Origin of the sequence: Reyranella sp. CPCC 100927, assembly GCF_007859315.1 — a bacterium.
Lineage (GTDB): Bacteria > Pseudomonadota > Alphaproteobacteria > Reyranellales > Reyranellaceae > Vineibacter.
This window is the reverse complement of record NZ_VOHA01000001.1, coordinates 77,760-97,473: the sequence shown is the minus strand read 5'-3', so window position 1 is coordinate 97,473 and position 19,714 is coordinate 77,760. Positions and strand designations below refer to the sequence as shown.

At 66.2% G+C, this 19,714-nt stretch carries 20 protein-coding genes; 12 read left to right on the top strand and 8 right to left on the bottom strand.

Annotation, left to right across the window (positions count from 1 at the left end; all coding sequences use genetic code 11):
* Positions 1-106: 106 nt before the first annotated feature.
* Complete coding sequence (locus FQU96_RS00420) at positions 107-2,296, top strand: TonB-dependent receptor (protein WP_218574563.1); 2,190 nt, start codon at positions 107-109, stop codon at positions 2,294-2,296.
* Between the two features lie 101 nt (positions 2,297-2,397).
* Positions 2,398-3,429, top strand: coding sequence for a nicotinate-nucleotide--dimethylbenzimidazole phosphoribosyltransferase (gene cobT, locus FQU96_RS00415; RefSeq protein WP_146538866.1), 1,032 nt, complete (start codon positions 2,398-2,400; stop codon positions 3,427-3,429).
* Here the strand turns inward: cobT and FQU96_RS00410 are convergent, their stop codons facing one another.
* Positions 3,430-3,744: a YdhR family protein gene (locus FQU96_RS00410; protein ID WP_146538865.1), complete on the bottom strand. Its 315-nt coding sequence runs from the start codon at positions 3,742-3,744 to the stop codon at positions 3,430-3,432.
* A gap of 45 nt (positions 3,745-3,789) precedes the next feature.
* Positions 3,790-5,277, bottom strand: coding sequence for an MFS transporter (locus FQU96_RS00405; protein ID WP_146538864.1), 1,488 nt, complete (start codon positions 5,275-5,277; stop codon positions 3,790-3,792).
* A 123-nt stretch (positions 5,278-5,400) separates the two neighbouring features.
* Here FQU96_RS00405 and FQU96_RS00400 point away from each other — a divergent pair, with 123 nt between their 5' ends.
* From FQU96_RS00400 to FQU96_RS00390, 3 genes are all read left to right on the top strand, one after another.
* The gene (locus tag FQU96_RS00400; RefSeq protein WP_146538863.1) at positions 5,401-5,745 is read left to right on the top strand and encodes a YkvA family protein; all 345 of its coding nucleotides are present in this window, start codon (positions 5,401-5,403) and stop codon (positions 5,743-5,745) included.
* A 77-nt stretch (positions 5,746-5,822) separates the two neighbouring features.
* Positions 5,823-7,385 carry a DNA recombination protein RmuC gene (gene rmuC / locus FQU96_RS00395; protein ID WP_146538862.1) on the top strand — a complete coding sequence of 521 codons (1,563 nt, stop codon included), beginning with the start codon at positions 5,823-5,825 and terminating at the stop codon, positions 7,383-7,385.
* A gap of 67 nt (positions 7,386-7,452) precedes the next feature.
* Positions 7,453-7,833, top strand: a complete 381-nt coding sequence (locus FQU96_RS00390) for a VOC family protein (protein WP_146538861.1) — start codon at positions 7,453-7,455, stop codon at positions 7,831-7,833.
* 44 nt (positions 7,834-7,877) lie between these two features.
* Here the strand turns inward: FQU96_RS00390 and FQU96_RS00385 are convergent, their stop codons facing one another.
* The 4 genes from FQU96_RS00385 to FQU96_RS00370 all read right to left on the bottom strand — a co-directional run bounded on the left by FQU96_RS00385 (position 7,878) and on the right by FQU96_RS00370 (position 10,861).
* Positions 7,878-8,828 (bottom strand): DMT family transporter, encoded by a 951-nt coding sequence (locus FQU96_RS00385; protein WP_178130218.1) that lies wholly within the window; start codon positions 8,826-8,828, stop codon positions 7,878-7,880.
* Positions 8,829-8,971: 143 nt separating this feature from the next.
* Positions 8,972-9,412, bottom strand: a complete 441-nt coding sequence (locus FQU96_RS00380; protein ID WP_146538859.1) for an SRPBCC domain-containing protein — start codon at positions 9,410-9,412, stop codon at positions 8,972-8,974.
* Positions 9,413-9,475: 63 nt separating this feature from the next.
* Positions 9,476-10,135: a CoA transferase subunit B gene (locus FQU96_RS00375; RefSeq protein WP_146538858.1), complete on the bottom strand. Its 660-nt coding sequence runs from the start codon at positions 10,133-10,135 to the stop codon at positions 9,476-9,478.
* Between the two features lie 21 nt (positions 10,136-10,156).
* Complete coding sequence (locus tag FQU96_RS00370; RefSeq protein ID WP_146538857.1) at positions 10,157-10,861, bottom strand: CoA transferase subunit A; 705 nt, start codon at positions 10,859-10,861, stop codon at positions 10,157-10,159.
* Between the two features lie 150 nt (positions 10,862-11,011).
* Here FQU96_RS00370 and FQU96_RS00365 point away from each other — a divergent pair, with 150 nt between their 5' ends.
* The 4 genes from FQU96_RS00365 (at position 11,012) to FQU96_RS00350 (ending at position 14,391) form a co-directional block, all read left to right on the top strand.
* On the top strand, positions 11,012-12,256 hold the full coding sequence (locus FQU96_RS00365) for a CaiB/BaiF CoA-transferase family protein (RefSeq protein ID WP_146538856.1): 1,245 nt from the start codon (positions 11,012-11,014) through the stop codon (positions 12,254-12,256).
* Between the two features lie 138 nt (positions 12,257-12,394).
* Positions 12,395-13,648 (top strand): threonine ammonia-lyase, encoded by a 1,254-nt coding sequence (locus FQU96_RS00360; protein ID WP_146538855.1) that lies wholly within the window; start codon positions 12,395-12,397, stop codon positions 13,646-13,648.
* A 15-nt stretch (positions 13,649-13,663) separates the two neighbouring features.
* Entirely contained in the window at positions 13,664-13,924 is a 261-nt protein-coding gene (locus FQU96_RS00355; protein ID WP_146538854.1) for a hypothetical protein, read from the top strand.
* The gene (locus tag FQU96_RS00350) at positions 13,921-14,391 is read left to right on the top strand and encodes a DUF3592 domain-containing protein (protein WP_146538853.1); all 471 of its coding nucleotides are present in this window, start codon (positions 13,921-13,923) and stop codon (positions 14,389-14,391) included. Before FQU96_RS00355 ends, FQU96_RS00350 begins: the two co-directional genes overlap by 4 nt.
* On the opposite strand, the gene FQU96_RS00345 is transcribed toward FQU96_RS00350, so the two are convergent.
* Positions 14,383-14,859: a DUF2269 domain-containing protein gene (locus FQU96_RS00345; RefSeq protein ID WP_146538852.1), complete on the bottom strand. Its 477-nt coding sequence runs from the start codon at positions 14,857-14,859 to the stop codon at positions 14,383-14,385. The two genes, FQU96_RS00350 and FQU96_RS00345, sit on opposite strands and share 9 nt — an antisense overlap.
* Complete coding sequence (locus FQU96_RS00340; protein WP_146538851.1) at positions 14,856-16,151, bottom strand: NAD(P)H-binding protein; 1,296 nt, start codon at positions 16,149-16,151, stop codon at positions 14,856-14,858. Before FQU96_RS00340 ends, FQU96_RS00345 begins: the two co-directional genes overlap by 4 nt.
* A gap of 159 nt (positions 16,152-16,310) precedes the next feature.
* Between FQU96_RS00340 and purH the strand changes: the two genes are divergently transcribed.
* From purH to FQU96_RS00325, 3 genes are all read left to right on the top strand, one after another.
* A complete protein-coding gene (purH, locus tag FQU96_RS00335) occupies positions 16,311-17,924 on the top strand; it encodes a bifunctional phosphoribosylaminoimidazolecarboxamide formyltransferase/IMP cyclohydrolase (protein WP_146538850.1) in 1,614 nt (537 codons plus the stop codon).
* Positions 17,925-18,053: 129 nt separating this feature from the next.
* Entirely contained in the window at positions 18,054-18,563 is a 510-nt protein-coding gene (locus FQU96_RS00330) for an ImmA/IrrE family metallo-endopeptidase (RefSeq protein ID WP_146538849.1), read from the top strand.
* 18 nt (positions 18,564-18,581) lie between these two features.
* A complete protein-coding gene (locus tag FQU96_RS00325) occupies positions 18,582-19,667 on the top strand; it encodes a hypothetical protein (RefSeq protein ID WP_146538848.1) in 1,086 nt (361 codons plus the stop codon).
* Positions 19,668-19,714 lie beyond the last annotated feature (47 nt).

Genomic DNA, 19,714 nt, shown 5'->3' with positions numbered 1-19,714 from the left:
ACTATTCGGCCAGTCAATTGACTGATCGTTTGATCAATGATACTGCGAGTCATTCGCAAAATAAAGCGGAAATGGGGACGGTGGGGTGATGTCAGCGCGTTTTCGAATGGACAGCAAACCCGGCCTGCCGGCATGGCGGCGCAGTGCCTGGATCGTATCGGCCTGCGGCGTGTTCTGGATGACGCCGAACATCGGCCTGCGCGCTCAGGAGCGACCCGTTCCACCGCCGCCGGACGTCATTCAGCTGGAGCCGGTCGATGTGACCGCACGCAAGCGTCGCGAGCCGGACCAGACCACACCCATCAGTGTCACGGTCATTGACCGCAAGACGATGGACATCCCGCCGACCGCATCGAATGCCGGCGTGGCACGCAGCGCGCCCAACACCAGCTTCGTCGATGTCGGCGGGCAGTCGACGAATTTCTTCAACATACGCGGCGGCGGTTCGTTCTCGCCGCTGTCGTCGGACGACACGACGGCCGTCGTCTATGTCGGCGATATGCCTCAGTCGGTCTATGGCGTTGCGGCGGACCTGCTCGACGTCGAACGCGTCGAGGTCCTGCGCGGCCCGCAGGGAACGTTGTTCGGCCGCAACACCCAGGCCGGCGCCATCAACATCGTGCCGCGGCCGCCCACATTCGATCAATCCTTCGCCGTGACCGGCGAGATCGGCACGCGGGGTTATCGCCTGGGCGAACTGGTCGCCAACACGCCGCTGGTTGCCGACCGCTTGGCGGCGCGGTTCGCCGCCCGCTACACCGCGTTCGGTGGCGACATCCCCAATGTCGTTGCCGGCGGCAAGGACGGCGCGCTGAACATCACGGCCACGCGCGGCTCGCTGATGTTCACGCCCGGCGACAGGACGACGGCGACACTGGCCATCAGCTACAATCGACAGAACGACACGGCGCCGCGTTTCCTGTTGCGCGATGCAGCGTCATTTCCCGTCAGTGCCGCCGATCCGCGCACCAAGGTGTCGGGTGATTCGCTGGGCCTTACGCTCAAGGTCAGTCACGACTTCGGACCGCTCGTGCTGGATTGGATCAGCGGCTTCCAGCGCAACGATTCGTCCCAGCGTCTCGATCAGACCGATGGCCTGGTGTTCAGCCGATTGACCGGCCTGCCTGGCGCAGTCTTCAACGTCAAAGGCGCCGACATCGCCGATATCGCGATCCGGGAAAACACCTATCTGCAGGAAGTCAGGCTGTCGGCATCGCCCGACAAGGCCGTGGCATGGACGGCCGGCTTCAATTTCTTCCGGTCTGAGGTCGTGGTCGATCGCTTCAGTCGCGCCGCCGTGCCGGCGTTTCAGAGATTGAACGGAAGCCAGGCCAACCGTTTCAGCACCAATAGCTATTCTGCGTTCGGGGAAGTCACGGTGCCGGTGGTCGATGGCCTGAAGGCGACCATGGGCCTCAGGCTGTCGCGCGAGGACAAGAGGGCGCGGTACCGTTTCCAGGGCAACGGCCTGCCCGGCGTCGTGACCGCCTTCTCGCAGAACGGCAGCCAATCCGACGGTTTCGCGACAGGCCGCGTTGCCTTGAGCTACGACTGGTCCGCCGGACTGATGACTTACGTTTCCGTGGCGCGAGGATACGTGACCGGCGGCTTTCCGGCGATCGCCAGCAACACGCCCCAAGGCAGGCCCGAGGCCACATTCCCTGCCTCGGCAAGCTGGACCTACGAGGTGGGGTTCAAGTCGACATGGCTGAACCGGCGGCTCGCGGTGAAGGGCGCACTGTTCTTCAACGACGTCAGGGACGGCCATCTGGTGGTGTTCGATCCGGCGCGCCTGCTGTTCACGACCGCGGCCCTGGACTATCGCAGCTATGGCGGCGAGGTCGAGTTTGCCGCGCGCCTGGCGCCGGGGTTCGATCTCTACGGCGGCGTCGGATACACGCACGCCAGGCTGCGTGACGTTCCGTCGGGTAGCTTGACCGGCGCCCGATCCGGAAACGATGTTCCCAACGTTCCGGCCCTGACCGCGAGTCTGGGCGGACAATACCGACTGCCGGGCAGCACGCTGGGCATCGGCGGCGAGGTTCTGCTGCGCGCCAACTGGCAGTATGTCGGCGCGCGACCCGTCGACGTGGCCAACAGTTTCAATCTGAAGTCATACCACGTGGTTAACGCAAGGCTTGGCTGGGAGGGCGAGCACGTCGGTGTCCATGCCTTCGCCTACAACCTGTTCAATTCGCGGTACGAGACCTTCGGTCAAAGCTTCGGTCCGACCACACAATCCGTTCGCGTGGGCCAGGGTCGCATCGTGGGTATTGGAACGACGATCAAGTTCTGAACCGGTGGAATCCGCTGGAGATGGTGCGCCGATTGTAGGACAACGGCGCCGCTTCGGCACACGCGTCAGCCGACACCTTGCTGCGGACTTGCGAACACCAGATGCCCTCGAGCGACTCTTCACCACCCGCCACGTTCGCCGAAATGCGCGCCGTGCTGGCGCAATTGCCGGAAGCCGATGAAGCTGCCCGCACCAAAGTGCGCCTGCGCCAGGCCGACCTCACCAAGCCGCTCGGGTCGTTGGGCCGGCTGGAGGAGATCACCGAATGGCTGGCGGCGTGGCAGGGCCGCGCGCAGCCTCGGTGCCAGCGGCCGCGCGTCTGCGTGTTCGCCGGCAGCCACGGTATCGTGGCGCGCGGTGTCTCGGCCTATCCCGCCGAGGTCAATGCGCAGATGGTGCAGAATTTCATCGCTGGCGGCGCTGCCATCAACCAGCTGACGGCCGCCATCGACGGCGACCTGCGGGTCTACGAAATGGACCTGCAAAACCCGGTCGGTGATTTCACCGAAGGCCCGGCGATGGACGAAGGGCGCTGCGCGCGTGCCATGGCCTACGGCATGATGGCGGCCGAGACCGGCATCGACGTGCTGTGCCTGGGCGAGATGGGCATCGGCAACACGACATCCGCTGCGGCGCTGTGCCTGGCGCTGTTCGGCGGTCGCGCCGAGGACTGGGTCGGACCGGGGACCGGCGTCTCCGGCGCAGCACTTGAACGCAAGATCGAGACGGTGCAACGGGGCATCGAGCGCCATCGCGCCGCGCTGGGTGATCCGCTGCAGGTGCTTGCCGCCGTCGGTGGCGAGGAGCTGGCGGCAATCTGTGGCGCCATCATCGCCGCCCGCATGGGACGCATCCCCGTGCTGCTCGATGGATACACCTGCACCGCCGCCGCCGCCGTGCTGCACACGCTCGATCCGCACGCGCTGGATCACTGCCTGGTGGCGCATCGCTCGGCCGAACCGGCGCACGCGGCCCTGTGCGCGCGGCTGGATCAGAAGCCGCTGCTCGATCTGGGCATGCGCCTGGGCGAAGGCAGCGGCGCGGCGGTGGCGGTCAGCTTGCTGAAGGCTGCCTGCGCCTGCCTCGACGGCATGGCGACTTTCAGTGGTGCCGGCGTTTCGGGCCCGGCCTGATCAGGCCGCCACCTTGGTGGTGCCGATCTCGTTGTCGACGATGACCGGCGCGTCGAAGAAGGTGATCGCGGGCTCCTTGCCGTAGCGTGCCTTGATGTAGGCCTTCCATTCCGCCGTGTACACGGCATCGGCCGCGGCGCGCGACTCCCAGAGGTAGACGCCACCGCCGATGCGTTGCTCGGCGTCCCACAGGTAGTACTTGCGCACCAATCCCTTCATCGCGCGGTACTTCGGTGCCGAGTCGGCGTAGAGCGTGCGCGCCTGTTCGGCAGTCACGTCCGATGGAAGCTGAAAATTGACGATGGCGACGATCATCGCTGCCTCCTGAGATGAACTGCGTGCGAGCAGCGACGCCGAGCGTCAATGGATGCGTTGCGCCTGCTCTTCGCGAACCTGCCATAGCAAAATGAAACCGACGACCAGAAAGGCCAACACCACCATCATGCCGAACCGGTTGGAGTTGGTGAGCCAGGTCACCACGCCGATCAGGGCCGGCGCCATGAACGTCGTCGCACGGCCCGACAGCGCGAACAGCCCGTAGAACTCACCCGACATCCCTGCTGGCGCCAGGCGTCCCACCAGGGTTCGGCTGGCTGCCTGCATCGGGCCCATGCAGATGCCGATCAGCAGGGCGAAGCCCATGAAGACCTGCTCCTGCAGCGATCCGAACAGACCACGGTCGGCAGCGGGCTCGGGCACACCGACAACAAACAGCACACCGGTGCGCGACACCGAGAGAATGCCGAGCGTGGCGATAATCGTACCGGCAATCGCGAACTGCACGGTGCGCTTCGATCCGATGCGATCATCGAGCCAGCCACCGGCGAAGGCGCCGAACACGCCCAGCACCGTGAGCACGATGCCGAACACGCCCAACGTCTCGGTGGGCCACAGAAAGGTCGCCGAGGCATAGACGCCGCCGAACGCGATCACGGCGGCGAGCCCGTCGTTGTAGATCATGTAGGCGACCAGATAGAGGAGCGGATTGCGATAGTGCCGCAGCTTGCGCAGTGTCCCGATCAAGGTTCGGAATCCCTGCCCTGCCGCATCGGCGACACCCAGGCCACTGCGCTTGCCGTCGGGTGTGAACAGGAACATCGGCAGCACGAAGATGAACAGCCACAGCGCCGATGCCGGGCCGATCAGCCGTTCGACCTCGTAGGCGGCGCGGTCGAGGCCGAACAGTGGCGGACTGCCGGGCGGCGCCAGGCCCAGCAGACTGGGACGGCTGACGGCCAGCACGATGAACAGCGACACCAGACCGCCGAGATAGCCCATGCCCCAGCCGAAACCGCTCAGCCAACCCATGCGCTCGGGCCGCACGATGTTGGGCAGGAAGGCATTGTTGAACACGATCGAGATCTCGGCGCCGATCGTGGCGAGGATGACGGCCAGCGAGATCAGCCCGATCCAGTCGGCATGCTCGGGACGCGCCCACCACAGGGCGATGCACCCCACCGCCAGCAGCAGCTGAAAGACGAGGATGAACGGCTTGCGCCGGCCGGCGGCGTCGGCCATCGACCCGAGAAACGGACTGAGCAAGGCGATGAAGAGGCCCGACGCCGATTGCGTGAAAGCCCAGGCCGACTGGCCGGCAGCCTGCGCCAACTGCGACAACTCGGCGGCGCTGCGATCGGGATAGGCCGTCTTCAGGGCGGCCAGCTCATGCTGGTAGACCAGCACATTGGCGAAGTAGGAACTGAAGATGAAGGTGGTGATGATGGTGAAGAATGGCTGGTTGGCCCAATCGAACAGGGCCCACGACACCTGACCCAGCTTTGAGGCCTCTGCCCGCGGCGCGCCGTCCGTCGATGCAGGTGCTGCCGCTTCACCGCGCGCAACCGCCATTCTGTCTCCCCGCCAAACCCGGCCGGCACCTTGTGGGCCGGCGACGCCCTTGGCAAGACAGCGATCTTGCGAAGAGCGGCAAGAATACCCAATTATCAGCGCGGCTCACTGGGAGGAGCCTCGATGCCAGACACCGACACGTTGGGCCGTGACACAGCCTTGGTACGCGACGGTTTCGTCAACAAGATCAAGGCGGTAGCGCGACGAATCCCATTTTCCGAGGATGCCGTGGCGGCGTGGTTCTGCACCCGCGATCCGGCCACGCCGTTCAAGGTGCGCGCGACGCTGATCGGGGCGCTGGCCTATTTCATCATGCCGATCGACATGGTCCCTGATGTCGTGCTGGGGCTGGGCTTCACCGACGATGCCGCCGTGCTGCTGGCGGCGCTGAAGGTGGTGGGCGGCAGCATCAGCGAAGCCCACCGCACGCGGGCGCGGCGCTGGCTGAAGTCGATCGACGTTACCTGACTGTCCCCAGGCGCCGCTGGTCCGATTGATCGTTGCGCGGTGATCTGCGACTCTTGTCGTAACAACAAGAGTTGCCGATGCCCCCACTACCGACTGTTCCGCCAGACCTGATCTGGCCGTTGTTCGTTGCCCTGCTGCTGGTTGGCCTCGTTCTTGGCCTGCTGCTGGGCTGGTGTGCGCGTGCGCGCGGTGAAAGAGCCGCGTTGGCCGATCGTGATGCTGCGCGCGCCGAGTTGGAGGGCCAGCGCGACCTGGCCGCCGAGACCCGTGCGCACTTGGCTGCGGTTCGCACGACCGCAGAGCGCGTGCCGGCGCTGGAGGACAAGCTGCAGGCGGCCGAGCGGCTTGCGGCGCACGCTGAACGTCTGCCCGCCATGGACCAAGAGCTGGTACTGCTGCGCGGCCGGGTCGAAGCGCTGGCCGCCGCCAAGACCAAGCTCGAGGAAACCCTGCGCAAGACCGAGGAAGCGCATGGCGAAAAGGTCACGGCGCTGACCGCGTTGCGCGCGGACGTCGAAACCAAGATGAAGGCGCTGGCCGATGCCGCGCTGCGCGACAGCCAGAGTTCGCTGATCGAGATCGCCAAGCAGCTGCTGGAAACGCACAAGCAGGCCGCCGATGCCGACCTGAAACAGCGCCAAGGCGCCATCGACGGGCTGGTGAAGCCGGTGGCCGAGTCGCTGGAGAAATACCAGCAGCGCCTGACGACCCTCGAACAGGAGAATGCCAAGGCGATGGGCGTGCTGTCGGCCGAACTGCGCAACGTCGTGCAGGGCCAGGAGACGGTGCGCGGCGAGGCGGCGAAACTCGCCAACGCGCTGCGCGCGGCGCCCAAGACCCGCGGCCGCTGGGGCGAACAGCAATTGCGACGCGCACTCGAGCTGTCGGGCATGAGCGAGCATGTCGACTTCGACCTCGAACATACCGTGGCGACGGATGACGGTTCACGGCTGCGGCCGGACGCGATCCTGCGCCTGCCGGGTGAGCGCAGCATCGTCATCGACGCCAAGACATCGCTGTCGGCCTACCTGGAGGCGCTGGAGACCACCGACGATGCGGCCCGCGATGCCAAGATGGCGGAGCATGCGCGCCAGGTCCGCACGCATGTCACCACGCTGGCCGGCAAGGCCTACTGGACGCAGTTCGAGGATGCGCCCGATTTCGTGGCGATGTTCATCCCCGGCGAAAATTTCTACAGCGCCGCCGTGGAACGCGATCCGACGCTGTTCGACGATGCCCTGCGCGAGCGCGTGCTGGTGGTGACGCCCACCACGCTGATCGCTCTGGCCAAGGCCGTGGCGTATGGCTGGCGCCAGCAGCGCATCGAGGAGAATGCCCGCCACATCAGCAAGCTTGGCCAGACACTCTACGAGCGCATCACGACCCTGTCGCAGCACCTCGCCACCGTCGGCCGCAACCTCAACAACGCCGTCAATGCCTATAACAGCTACGTCGGCAGCCTCGAGGGGCGCGTCCTGCCGGCGGTCCGCCAGCTGCGCGAGCTGGCGCCCGGCGAGGCCGCACGCGACCTGGCGGAGATACCCCTGATCGACACGCAGTCGCGCGACGTGCGCGACACGCCGCCGGCGGACAGCCCGGGGAGTGAGCGCGTCGGCGCACCGGCTCTCACGGACGTGTGAACGACCCGCTGTCGATTACCCGACCGACCCGACGTCCTTCCTGCTGACAACAACAGGGAGGATGTCCATGGCCGATGCGATGCGAACACATGGCTTGTTCAGCTGGAACGAGCTTCATGCCGCCAACGGCGATGCCATGAAGCGTTTCTATGCTGCCGTGATCGGATGGCGCTTCGAGGACATGGCGATGCCCGACGCCACCTACCCGGTGATCAAGGTTGGCGACGTCAGCGCTGGCGGCGTCGCGCCCGGCGCTGGCAGCTTCAAAGGCTGGTTGCCCTACATCACCGTGGATGACGTCGATGCCGCTGTCGCCAAGGCCACGGCAGCCGGCGGCACGGTGATCAGCCTCGCCGCCGATTCGCCACCGGTCGGCCGCATGGCGACCCTGGCCGATCCCGAAGGCACGGTTTTCGCCGTGATCAAGTACGCGCCGGAGATGTCCTGAGCGTGAATCATGCTCCTGGGGCGCGGGCGTCCCGCCCGCTCTCACTACGCCGGCGCCTTGTGCGGCTTGATCTCGGCGGTGATCTTCTTGCCGAGCTGCGCTTCGCGGTAGGCGATGTACAGGCCCGACGCGGCGATGATCAGGGTGCCCACCAGCGTCCAGATCGTCGGCAGTTCGGCGAACACCAGGAAGCCCATCAGCACCGAGATCGGCATGCGCAGGTAGTCGAACGGCGCCACGGCGGAGGCCTGGGCGATGGCGTAGCCGCGCACCCAGAAATACTGGCCGATCGTGGCGCACAGCCCGATGGCAGCCACGTAGAGCCACACGGTGGCCGACGGCCAGCGCCATACGGCAATGGCTGGCACGATCATCAGCATCGTCGAGATGGCGGCGAACGTCGCCAGCACGCGCAGCGCCGACTCGTGTGCCGACAGGCGTTTCACCATCATGGCCGAGACCGAGGTGAGCAGGGCCGCGGCAACGGCAACAAGGGCCGCCGACTGCAGCACATCGCCGCCGGGCCGCACCATGATCAGCACACCGAGGAAGCCGACGATGGTGGCCGACCACCGGCGCCAGCGCACCGTCTCGCCCATGAACAGGGCTGCGATCATGGTGATGAACAGCGGCGTCGAGAAACCGATCGACGTCGAGTCGGCCAGTGGCAGATGCGCTGCCGCATAGAAGCCGCACACCATCGAGCCGGTGCCCATGAAGGCGCGCGTGAAGTGCTGGCCCAGCCGCGGTGAGTCGAACGGGTTGACCCGCTGGCGGATCAGCAGCGGCACGATGAACAGCAGGCCGAAGGCGGCGCGAAAGAAGGAAACTTGCAGGCTGTCGAGTTCGCGCGCGGCGAGCCGGATGAAGACACTGACCAGGGTGAAGACCGCCCCGCTGGCGATCACCCACAGCGCACCGCGCAGGTTGGGGGGCAGGGCCCGTATGATGGCAAACAGCGGCAGGGCGGACAAACGGGCGACGGCGGCGGACATTACGGGCTCCGACGGATGCCGTGCTGCAAGCCCGAGCGCCCGTACAGATGTCACCATACGCTATGCATTATTTGAGCACCAGAACCGACACTGCATAGCTCGGATGCGGCGTGCCCGTGTAGGCTTTCACAAATCGGCCCCATTCAGGGCCCGGAGCGCTCCGCCCGCTCTTTCAGGGCCTTGTTCATGGATTCGAAACCGCCGCGGGTCGCCGACAGGGTGCCGCGGATCAGCCCCACCAGGAGGCCGGAAAAGGTCTCGCCATGCACGAAATGAACCGTGCCGCTGCGGTCCTCGATACGAAAGAAATGATCACCCTCGAACAGGCCCGGCATCAGCAGCCGGCCGCGCCAGCGCAGCTCGCGATTGACGTCGGCCACCAGCACCGTCGGCCGGAACATGATGGCGCGCTTGCCCGGCGGCTGGGTGTGGACCTCGAGCCAAGCCCCGACGGTCGGCTCGCCATAAGCCGAGACGATGTAGGGGTTCCAGGATGGGTAAGCCGGAAAGTCGGTCAGGATGTCCCAGACGCGTTCCGGCGGCGCCATGATGTCGATGGCGGTTTCAATATAGCGCTCAAACATCGGCCTGACCCGACTATGGCTGGGCGAGCGACAGGGGCGGCGCTAAGGGCCGCCCGCTGCCGGCTACGCCGCTTTCAGCGAGGCCGGGATGGTCAGCTTAGCCTGCGTCTTGGCCTTCACTTCATCGACGCTCACGCCGTCGGCCAGTTCGACCACGGTCACGCCGCCGTCGCCGGCCTTGTCGATGGCGAAGACGCCCAGTTCGGTGATGACCATGTCGACGACACGCTGGCCGGTCAGCGGCAGGCTGCACTGCTTCAGGAGCTTCGACTGGCCGTCCTTGGAGACGTGCTCCATCACGACGATGACGCGCTTGACGCCGGCGACCAGGTCCATGGCGCCGCCCATGCCCTTCACCATCTTGCCGGGAATCATCCAGTTGGCGAGATCGCCGTTCTCGGCCACTTCCATGGCGCCGAGAATCGTCAGGTCCATATGGCCGCCGCGGATCATCGCAAAGGAATCGGCGGACGAGAAATAGGCGGTGCCCTTGACCTCGGTCACCGTCTGCTTGCCGGCATTGATGATGTCGGGGTCGACTTCGTTCTCCAGCGGGAACGGTCCGACGCCCAGCATGCCGTTCTCGCTCTGCAGCGTGACGTCCATTTCCTCCGGCACGTAATTCGACACCAGGGTCGGGATGCCGATCCCGAGATTGACGTAGTAGCCGTCCTTCAGCTCTTTCGCGGCGCGGGCAGCGATCTGGTCACGGGTCCAGGGCATGTGTGCCTCCTCGAATTCGTCTTACGCGGCCTTGCGCACGGTGCGCTGCTCAATCTTCTTGTCGTACGGCGCGCCGCAGATCAGGCGCTTCACGTAGATGCCCGGCGTGTGCACATGGTCGGGATCGAGCGTGCCGGCCGGCACGATCTCTTCGACCTCGGCAACGGTGAAGCGCGACGCGGTGGCCATCATCGGATTGAAGTTACGCGCCGCCTTGCGATAGACGAGGTTGCCGACGGTATCGGCCTTCCACGCCTTGACCAGCGAAACGTCGGCGAACAGGCCGGTTTCCATCACGTACTTGCGGCCGTTGAACTCGCGCACTTCCTTGCCTTCGGCGATCACGGTGCCGACGCCGGTCGGCGTGAAGAACGCCGGCACGCCGGCGCCGCCGGCGCGAATGCGCTCAGACATGGTGCCTTGCGGGTTGAACTCCAGTTCCAGCTCGCCGGCCAGATACTGCTGGGCGAAAATCTTGTTCTCGCCGACATAGGACGAGATCATCTTCTTGATCTGGCGCGTTTCCAGCAGCAGGCCCAGGCCGGCGCCATCGACACCGGCATTGTTGCTGACGCAGGTCAGATTCTTCACGCCCGAGTCGCGCAGCGCCAGGATCAGCTTCTCCGGAATGCCGCAGAGGCCGAAACCGCCGCACATGACCATCATGTCGTCACGCACGATACCGTCGAGCGCCGATTTGGCGTCCTTGTAGACCTTGTTCGCCATGTCGGATGTATCCTCACCCCATGCTGCGCTGCAAAATCGCCAGACAGATATGAGCCGGCCGATGGGGGAGAGTCAATCGGACGCCGCGTCGTAGACGCCGGCTGCCCGGACCGCCATCATCGGCACGAACCGAGACCAAAGGATGGTGGGATGCCGGGTGCGCTGGACGGATTGAAGATTGTCGACATGACCATCGTGGCGCTGGGGCCCTATGCCACCATGCTGCTGGGCGAGCAGGGGGCCGAGATCATCAAGGTCGAATCGCCCGATGGCGATACAACGCGCCATGTCGGCCCGTCCAAGGTGACCAAGGGCATGGGCCCGCACCATATGTTCGTGAACCGCAACAAGCGCTCGCTGTGCCTGGATCTCAAGCAGCCGGCCGCCCGTGACGCCTTGTTCAAGGTGATCGCGAGTGCCGACGCGCTGATCTATTCGATCCGGCCGCAGGCGATGGTCCGCCTGGGCCTGGGTTATGACGCCGTGCGCCAGGTCAATCCCGGTATCTGCTACGTCGGTGCCTGTGGCTACGCCTCGGACGGTCCCTACGGACACCTGCCGGCCTATGACGATGCCATCCAGGCTTTGTCCGGGGTCGCGGCATTGATGGGCGGCGACGGCGCGCCGCGCTACGCACCTACGGTGATGGCCGACAAGACGGTCGGGCTGACCCTGGCCTACGCCGCGCTGTGCGCGCTGATGCACAAGGTCCGCACCGGCGAGGGCCAGAAGGTCGAAGTGCCGATGTTCGAGACCATGGTGTCGTGGCTGGCGCTGGAGCATCTGTGGGAACGCACGTTCAGCGATGATGGCACCCTGGGCTATCCGCGCGCACTGGCCGCCAGCCGCAAACCCTATCGCGCCCAGGACGGGTGGCTCGCCATCCTGCCCTACACCGATCGCCACTGGCGCAAGTTCTTCGAGATCGCCGGCCGGCCCGAGGTCATGAACGAACCGCGCTTTGCCACCATGAATGCGCGCAGCCAGAACGTCGAGGAGATGTACCAGCTGATCGAGGCACTGGCGCCGCAGAAGACGGTGGCCCAGTGGGTGGCGGCGCTGGAAGCGGCCGAGGTGCCGTGCATGCCGGTGAAGTCGCTCGATCAGCTGTTCGACGATCCGCACCTGAAATGGGCCGGCCTGTTCCACAAGACGCAGCATCACAGCGAGGGCGAGGTCACCATGATCGCGCCGCCGATCCGCTTCGACGCCACGCCCAGCACGCACCATCGCGGCGCCCCGCTGCTGGGCGAGGATTCGACCGTCGTCCTGCGAGAGGCCGGCGTGCCCGAAGCGGATATTGCCGCCCTGAAGAAGAGTGGTGCCATGATCGAACCCTCTCCGCCCGCGGAGCGGGGGGAGAGGGAGGGGCCCACGCGCAGCGTGGGAGGGTGAGGTGGGCGTTGAACCAGAACGTGCTCTTGTCCAGGAATTCTCGCTTGTCATCGGCACCCACCTCACCCTCCCATCGCTGGCGCGATGGGCCCCTCCCTCTCCCCCACTTCGTGGGCGGAGAGGTGTATGGTGCCCGCCATGAACGACACCCTGATCGCCACCGCGCCGCCGCCCACCGTCATGTTCGCCGACATCGAGGCTGCCGCCGCGTTGCTGGCCGGCCGGATCGCCCGTACCCCGACGCTGCACTCACACACGCTGTCCAACGAGCTGGGCTGCGGCGTGTGGGTGAAGTTCGAGAACCAGCAATTCACCGCCTCGTTCAAGGAACGTGGCGCACTGGTGAAACTCGCAAGCCTGACGCCCCAGGAGCGCCAGCGCGGTGTCATCGCGATGTCGGCCGGCAATCACGCCCAAGGCGTCGCCTATCACGCCGGCAAGCAGGGCATCCCGGCCACGATCGTGATGCCGTCCTTCACGCCTTACACCAAGGTGCGGCACACGCAGGGCCATGGCGCGCGCGTCGTGCTGCACGGTGACACCTTGTCCGAGGCGGGTGACGAGGCACGCCGTCTGGCCCAGGCCGAAGGCCTGGTGTTCGTCCATCCCTACGATGATCCCGCGATCGTCTCCGGCCAGGGCACGGTGGCGCTGGAGATGCTGCAGGACGCGCCCGACATCGACACCCTGGTCGTGCCGGTGGGCGGCGCCGGTCTGCTCGCCGGTTGCGCCGTCGCCGCCAAGGCGATGAAGCCCGACATCCGTGTCGTCGGCGTCGAGACCGCGGGTTATCCGGCGCTGTACCAGCACCTGCACGGCCAGCCTGTTACAGTGGGCGGCGAGACCATCGCCGAAGGCATCGCCGTGCGCGACACGGGCGCCTTGCCGCTGGCGTTATGCCGGCAACTGGTCGACGAAGTGCTGCTGGTCGACGAGGAGCACATCGAGCGCGCCATCGTGATGTTCCTGGAAATCGAGAAGACCGTGGCTGAAGGCGCCGGCGCCGCCGGCCTGGCAGCGCTCCTGGCCAACCGCGAGGCCTTCGCCGGCCGCAATGTCGGGCTGGTGCTGTGCGGCGGCAACATCGACACACGGCTGCTGGCCTCGATCCTGATGCGCGGACTGGTGCGCGATGGCCGTATCGTGCGGCTGCGCATCAAGATCAACGACAAGCCCGGCCAGCTGGCGCGCATCTCGCGCATCATCGCCGACATCGGCGCTAACGTGCTGGAAGTGTCGCACCAGCGCCTGTTCGGCGGCGTCGCCGCCAAATCCGCGACGCTGGAAGTGATCGTCGAAACGCGCGACGCCACCCAGGTGCGCGACATGATCACGGCGCTGGAAAACGCCACCTACAAGGTGACCTTGCTGGAGGGCAAGGCGGAGGGCTAGGGGCAGGCGGCGAGAATGACACGTCGGGCGCGATGGGCGATCGCCGGCGCGGCCTTGATAACCGCGGGCGTCGGCCTCGTCTTCCTGGGTTTCGTCTACGACGTGCTGTTCGCCGGCATCCCCTACCAGGACCCGCCGCCCGAGCTTGCGGCCGAGTATGATCGTCAGGCCCGAGTCGCCGAGCTCATCAGCTGGCTGGGTGTACCGTTGCTCGTGACCGGCGGCGTCGCGCTTCTCGTGACGCTTTTCATCGGTGAGGATCGGAGGCTGCCTTGAGCGCCGCAGTTCCGTTCTTGATGTCAGTCGCCCCGTTGTTGATATCCTTCGTCGTCGTGATCGGCGCACTGGGTGGCTTGGTCAAGGGCTTGCGCCGTCGCACTGAGACAATGCGGCTGCTACGCGACGGCAAGAAGGCAACAGCAGAGATGATTGGCACGGCGAGCCGTTGGGAAACCCGTGCGGGTGGCGATTGGCGCCCCTACGACTATCCGCTCTATCAATTCACCACGGATGCGGGCCAGGCCACGACGTACGAGTCGCCGACCCCGACATACGATGCAAAGCCCGGTTCCAAAGTCGTCATCCTGTATGATCCCGCTGAGCCGTCCCGAGCGCGCGTGCATACCTGGGCGGGCCTGCATCTCGTCTGGCTGGGCATAGTGACCATCAGTGGTGCAATCCTGCTTCTCGCCAGCTACGCGCTCTGCGCGCTGGCGTGGGCTATGATGCGCGGTTCACCATAGGGTCGGCTTCACGATCATCAACCCAAAGATAACGATCAGCGCGATGAACGCCGGCCAGCCCAGGGCGAACCATTGCCACATGATGCGGTGATAGCGGGCTGGCAACGCCTCACCCCGCGCCGCAGCGGCAACCGCCAGATCCCGCGCCCGCATCTGCAGGACGACAACCGGCACCCAGCATGCCAGCGCCAGCAGATAGAGGGCGTAGCTCACGACGAGCCAGGACTCCCAGGGACTGAAGCCGGCCATGAACACCATGGCAAGGCCCGTGACAGGCTGCACGATGCCTGATGTCAGCGTGAACAGCCAATCAGCCAGCACGACGTTGGCGGCCACTGTGGCGATGGTGCGCGCATCGCCGCGCCGGTGCGCCATCCACATGTGGAATGCCGTCCCCATGCCGGTGCCGAACAGGATCGTGCTGCTGAGAATGTGGACCCACTTCAGGGCCTGGTACGGATCGATCATCGCTCGCGCTCCAGCACCGCCCACACTGCGATCAACGCCAGGATCGGCAGGTTCTTCAGCAGCGGACCGAACGGGTGCAGCCACAGCGCGGGCACCAGCAGCGACAGCACGATCGTGTAGCCCGCGACCACGATGACCTGGAATGCCGCGAGCAAAGCTGGGCGCCAGCGGAAAAGGACCAGCAGACCAATCACGACGTCGAGCGCGCAGAACGCGTTGGCAAGCAGTGCGACCGGCATGCTCAGCCGATCGAGCATCGCCGACAGGTCGCGCCAGGCCTCGGGCGGCGCGAACCAGCCCAGAATGCCCGACAACAGCCACAGTGCCGCCAACGCAGCGCGCACGGCCGGCCGCAGCAGCGCCAGGCGCGCATGCCAGAGATCCTGCGTGCCGGCCGGCTGGCGCGCCAGGGCATCGTCCATCGTCCGCGGCTGGAAGCCGATCTCCGCCGCGAACCGGCCGTCGGGTTGGCTGCCGGCGTTTCCCGCCAGCAGCTGGTTCAGCGAGGCACTGCCCATGGGCCCGCCGCCGAACAGGTCGGCGATCCGCGCTGTGACCCGCACGAGCGGCACCGGCAGGGCGAGGAACCGCGCGGGCCGCAACCCCAGCCACCGCCGCAGCCTGCCGATCACATCGCGCAGGGACAACCGATCCGGCCCGACAGGCTCCAGGATCCGGCCGGCTTGGCGATCGGTACCCAGCACCCGGTCCACGGTTTCGACGAGATCGTCGACATGCATGGGCCGGAATGACGCCGAGCCGTCGCCGACCAGCGGCACGACCAGGGGCGACGCCGCCAGGCTGCGCAGCGTGGTCATCCCGCCGTAGCTGGTCGGCCCGTAGATCAGGGATGGCCGCAATACCGTGGCCTCCAGCGGCAGCGACAGCAGATGCTCATCGGCCCGCCGCTTGGTTTGCGCATAGGCGGTCGGGACATCCGCCACGGCGCTTACCGCCGAAATCTGGATCACCTTGCGCACGCCGGCCGCCACGCAGGCGTCGAACAAGGCGATCGGTGTGTCGGCATGGATCTGCGACATCACCTGCCCGCGCCGGTCATGCAGTACGCCCGCGCAGTTGATGACGGCATCGATGCCGGCCAGTCGTGGCAACCAGGCCTTGGGGCGACTGTCGCGATTGAAATCACAGGCAATCGACGTGGCATTCGGGAACCGACGGCGCAGCGCTTCGGGATCCCGCACGGCGGCCACGACCTGATGGCCCCGCGCTTGCAGGCCGGCCAGCAGATGGCTGCCGATGAAACCGTTGGCGCCGGTGAGAAGGATGCGCATGGTTCTGGTTCTACCGTCACCTACCGGCAGAGATGGCAAAAAAGCGCGGCTGCTGTGAGCATAGTCAGCCCTATCGGCCTGCGGCGCTGCGCATCTGGTCTGCGGACGGTGGGCCGGCTATAGAGCCGCCGCCACGCCCCGTCTTCGCAGGAAGCCGCCATGTCCGCGCCCGCCCAATACGTGCCCTCGCCCACACCCGACCGCGCCAAGATCGGCCGCGCCCTGATTTCGGTGTCCGACAAGGCAGGGCTGATCGACTTCGGCCGGTTCCTGGCCGGCCGCGGGGTCGAGATCCTGTCGACCGGCGGCTCGGCCAAGGCGCTGCGCGACGCCGGCATCAAGGTGACCGAAGTTTCCGATCACACCGGCTTCCCCGAGATCATGGACGGCCGCGTGAAGACGCTGCAGCCCTCCATCCACGGCGGCATCCTGGGGCGGCGCACCGACAAGACGCATGCCGCCGAAATGGCGGCGCACAAGATCGCGCCCATCGACCTGGTGGTGGTGAACCTCTACCCGTTCGAGGCCACCGTGGCGCGCGGTGCCGATGTCGCGACCTGCGTCGAGAACATCGATATCGGCGGCCCGGCCCTGATCCGCGCCGCCGCCAAAAACCATGATTTTGTGACCGTGGTGGTCGATCCCGCCGACTACGCCGCCATCCAGCAGGAAATGGAGGCCAACGACGGCGCCACCACCTTGGCGCTGCGCCGTAAGCTGGCCGCGACCGCCTTTGCCCGCACCGGCAGCTACGATGCCGCCATAGCGCAGTGGTTCGGCCAGCAGCTCGACACGCCGTTCCCGTCGCGTCTGGCGATCGGCGGCAGCCTGGTGCAGTCGCTGCGTTACGGCGAGAACCCGCACCAGCGCGCCGCCTTCTATAGCGACGGCAGCCAGCGGCCCGGCGTCGCCACGGCCCGGGTCGTGCAGGGCAAGGAGCTCTCCTACAACAACCTCGGCGACACCGAGGCGGCGTACGAGGCCGTAGCCGAGTTCGACCAGCCGGCCGTGGTCATCGTGAAGCACGCCAACCCGTGCGGCGTCGCCGTCGGCCCCGACCTCAAGACCGCCTATCTGCGTGCCTTCCGATGCGATCCGGTGTCGCCGTTCGGCGGCATCGTGGCGATGAACCGGCCGCTCGATGCACCGCTGGCCGACGAACTGGCCAAGATCTTCCTGGAGGTGATCATTGCGCCCGACGCCACGGAAGAGGCGCAGGCCATCATCGGCAAGAAGAAGAACCTGCGGCTGCTGCTGGCCGGCGGCCTGCCCGACCCGGCAACGCCGCGCATGACGTTCAAGAGCATCGCGGGCGGCATCCTGCTGCAGACGTCCGACAACGGTCACGTGTCGCGCGATGCCCTGAAAGTGGTCACCAAGCGGGCGCCCACGGCGAAGGAGCTGGACGACCTGCTGTTCGCCTTCCGCGTCTGCAAGCACGTGAAATCCAACGCCATCGTCTACGCCAAGGACGGCGCCACCGTCGGCATCGGCGCCGGCCAGATGAGCCGGGTCGATTCCAGCCGCATCGCGGCTTGGAAGGCCGAGGAAGCGGCCAAGGCCGCCGGCCTGTCCGAGAGCCTGGCCAAGGGCAGCGTCGTTGCTTCCGACGCCTTCTTCCCGTTCGCCGACGGACTGCTGGCCGCCGCCGCCGCGGGGGCAACCGCGGTGATCCAGCCCGGCGGCTCGATGCGCGATGCCGAAGTGATTGCCGCCGCCGACGACAAGGGCCTGGCCATGGTCGTCACCGGGATGCGGCATTTCAGGCACTAAATAATTGATATTGAACGGAATTCCCGCGCCGTAGAAACATCCGGTGCGGATTTCTATATATTGGGGGCGTCTGCTATAGTGGCGTGCCAGAGAGGTTGTACTCGTCGCATCGCCTCGGGGATGTTCTGAATGAGCGTCAACTACGCGTCGCCCTCACCCTGTAACGCCGGCAAGGCCGCGATCATGGCCGCCGCCGAGAAGTTCGCCCGTGACGCGGAGATGCAGCCGGGTGATCCGCTGGAGGCGATCGTCGAGCGCCTGGGCGGCCGCGTCTGTTACAAGGCCCTGGATGATGCCGACCTCGAGGACGGCTCCATCGTCGTGGAAGAACAGGGCAAGTTCACCATCACCCTGCCGACCTACACCGGCGCCGCGCGTGACCGGTTCACGATCGCCCACGAATTAGGTCACTACTTCCTGCACTATCCGCGCTGCTGCGCGCCGATGGCGGCCAAGCGTTACGGCAGCGATCGCGTGGAATGGGAGGCGAACTGGTTCGCGGCCGGCCTGCTGATGCCGTCGGCACAGTTCCAGGCCGCGTTCGAGACCCACGCCGGTGACATCACCAAGCTGGCGGCGCTGTTCGGCGTGTCCTTGCAGGCGGCAACGATTCGGGCGCAGGGGCTTGGCCTGCTCTAGGCCCCAGCCCCACCGGAGATGGACGAGCGCTACGATTTCCTGACGCCGCGCCTGCGGCTGTTCCTCAGTCTCGACATCCAGGGATCGACGTCCTTCAAGTACCAGGTCACGCCTGAGACGTTCGAGGCGTGGCTGCCGATCATCCACTGGTTCTACATCGAGACGCAGGCCGCTCTTCAGCGCACCTGGCTGAAGGCGGCAGGCCGCTTCCGCCACGCCGACCCTGGACCCGAACCCCTTCTTTGGAAGTCGGCCGGCGATGAGCTGCTGTTCGTCAAGGAGATCACGCACCCGTTGCAGTGCCTGGCGGCGGTGCTGGCGTTCCGGGACGTTCTGGCTTTGCAGGATATCGACCTGCAGCGCCGCAGCAGCGGGCGTCTGCGGCTCAAGGCCACGGCGTGGCTCGCCGGGTTCCCCAACGTAAACAAGGAAATCCCGCTGGTCGGCTCCTACGCGCCCGACTCCGAGCCGCACGGCAACGACACCATGGTCCGCATCGCGCGCTTCGGGCACGGCACGCCGGCGCATCAACGCGACTTCGTCGGGCCATCGATCGATCTCGGCTTCCGGTTGACGGAGCTGGCCACACCGCGCCGCTTCGTCGTGTCGGTCGAGCTCGCCTATCTGCTGGCGGACATGATGATCCGCCACCAGCTGATCGATCGCCTGAACCTGCAGGTCGAAGAAGGACAGGTGCTGCGCGGCATCCTGAACGACCAGGAATATCCGCTGATCTGGATCGACATGCTGGCGCATACAGCCGCGCGCAACAGCCTCGAAAGACTGATGAGCCGCCCGACCTGTGACGTCGACGTGCTGCACGAGGTCTGCGCCCAGTTCATCCGTGCCGCCCCCATTCTGGTGATGCCGTACGTCGTCGTCGACGGCATCTGCATCTATGGCACCGTGCCACCGCAGCACGTCGAGGCACTGGCCACCCTGCGCCGGCGCATCAGCCAGGAACTCAGCAAGGAAGAGCAGTTCGTCCATGACCAGGCGAGCGAGGAAGGTCCCGGTTCGCTCGATGCCGAGTTGTCGAAGAACCTGGAGGAACAGGCGGCGAAGGTGCGCGACAGCCTGAGGCGCGACGACAAGGGTGCCTGACCGTCACGCAGGCCGCCGAACGGCATGCTATGGTCGGCGCCCTCTTC

What these genes read in the sequence shown, in the direction of transcription:
- FQU96_RS00420 (WP_218574563.1), top strand. Translation starts at nt 107, where the DNA reads ATGGACAGCAAACCCGGCCTGCCGGCATGGCGGCGCAGTGCCTGGATC.
- cobT (WP_146538866.1), top strand. Translation starts at nt 2,398, where the DNA reads ATGCCCTCGAGCGACTCTTCACCACCCGCCACGTTCGCCGAAATGCGC.
- FQU96_RS00410 (WP_146538865.1), bottom strand. Translation starts at nt 3,744, where the DNA reads ATGATCGTCGCCATCGTCAATTTTCAGCTTCCATCGGACGTGACTGCC.
- FQU96_RS00405 (WP_146538864.1), bottom strand. Translation starts at nt 5,277, where the DNA reads ATGGCGGTTGCGCGCGGTGAAGCGGCAGCACCTGCATCGACGGACGGC.
- FQU96_RS00400 (WP_146538863.1), top strand. Translation starts at nt 5,401, where the DNA reads ATGCCAGACACCGACACGTTGGGCCGTGACACAGCCTTGGTACGCGAC.
- rmuC (WP_146538862.1), top strand. Translation starts at nt 5,823, where the DNA reads ATGCCCCCACTACCGACTGTTCCGCCAGACCTGATCTGGCCGTTGTTC.
- FQU96_RS00390 (WP_146538861.1), top strand. Translation starts at nt 7,453, where the DNA reads ATGGCCGATGCGATGCGAACACATGGCTTGTTCAGCTGGAACGAGCTT.
- FQU96_RS00385 (WP_178130218.1), bottom strand. Translation starts at nt 8,828, where the DNA reads ATGTCCGCCGCCGTCGCCCGTTTGTCCGCCCTGCCGCTGTTTGCCATC.
- FQU96_RS00380 (WP_146538859.1), bottom strand. Translation starts at nt 9,412, where the DNA reads ATGTTTGAGCGCTATATTGAAACCGCCATCGACATCATGGCGCCGCCG.
- FQU96_RS00375 (WP_146538858.1), bottom strand. Translation starts at nt 10,135, where the DNA reads ATGCCCTGGACCCGTGACCAGATCGCTGCCCGCGCCGCGAAAGAGCTG.
- FQU96_RS00370 (WP_146538857.1), bottom strand. Translation starts at nt 10,861, where the DNA reads ATGGCGAACAAGGTCTACAAGGACGCCAAATCGGCGCTCGACGGTATC.
- FQU96_RS00365 (WP_146538856.1), top strand. Translation starts at nt 11,012, where the DNA reads ATGCCGGGTGCGCTGGACGGATTGAAGATTGTCGACATGACCATCGTG.
- FQU96_RS00360 (WP_146538855.1), top strand. Translation starts at nt 12,395, where the DNA reads ATGAACGACACCCTGATCGCCACCGCGCCGCCGCCCACCGTCATGTTC.
- FQU96_RS00355 (WP_146538854.1), top strand. Translation starts at nt 13,664, where the DNA reads ATGACACGTCGGGCGCGATGGGCGATCGCCGGCGCGGCCTTGATAACC.
- FQU96_RS00345 (WP_146538852.1), bottom strand. Translation starts at nt 14,859, where the DNA reads ATGATCGATCCGTACCAGGCCCTGAAGTGGGTCCACATTCTCAGCAGC.
- FQU96_RS00340 (WP_146538851.1), bottom strand. Translation starts at nt 16,151, where the DNA reads ATGCGCATCCTTCTCACCGGCGCCAACGGTTTCATCGGCAGCCATCTG.
- purH (WP_146538850.1), top strand. Translation starts at nt 16,311, where the DNA reads ATGTCCGCGCCCGCCCAATACGTGCCCTCGCCCACACCCGACCGCGCC.
- FQU96_RS00330 (WP_146538849.1), top strand. Translation starts at nt 18,054, where the DNA reads ATGAGCGTCAACTACGCGTCGCCCTCACCCTGTAACGCCGGCAAGGCC.
- FQU96_RS00325 (WP_146538848.1), top strand. Translation starts at nt 18,582, where the DNA reads ATGGACGAGCGCTACGATTTCCTGACGCCGCGCCTGCGGCTGTTCCTC.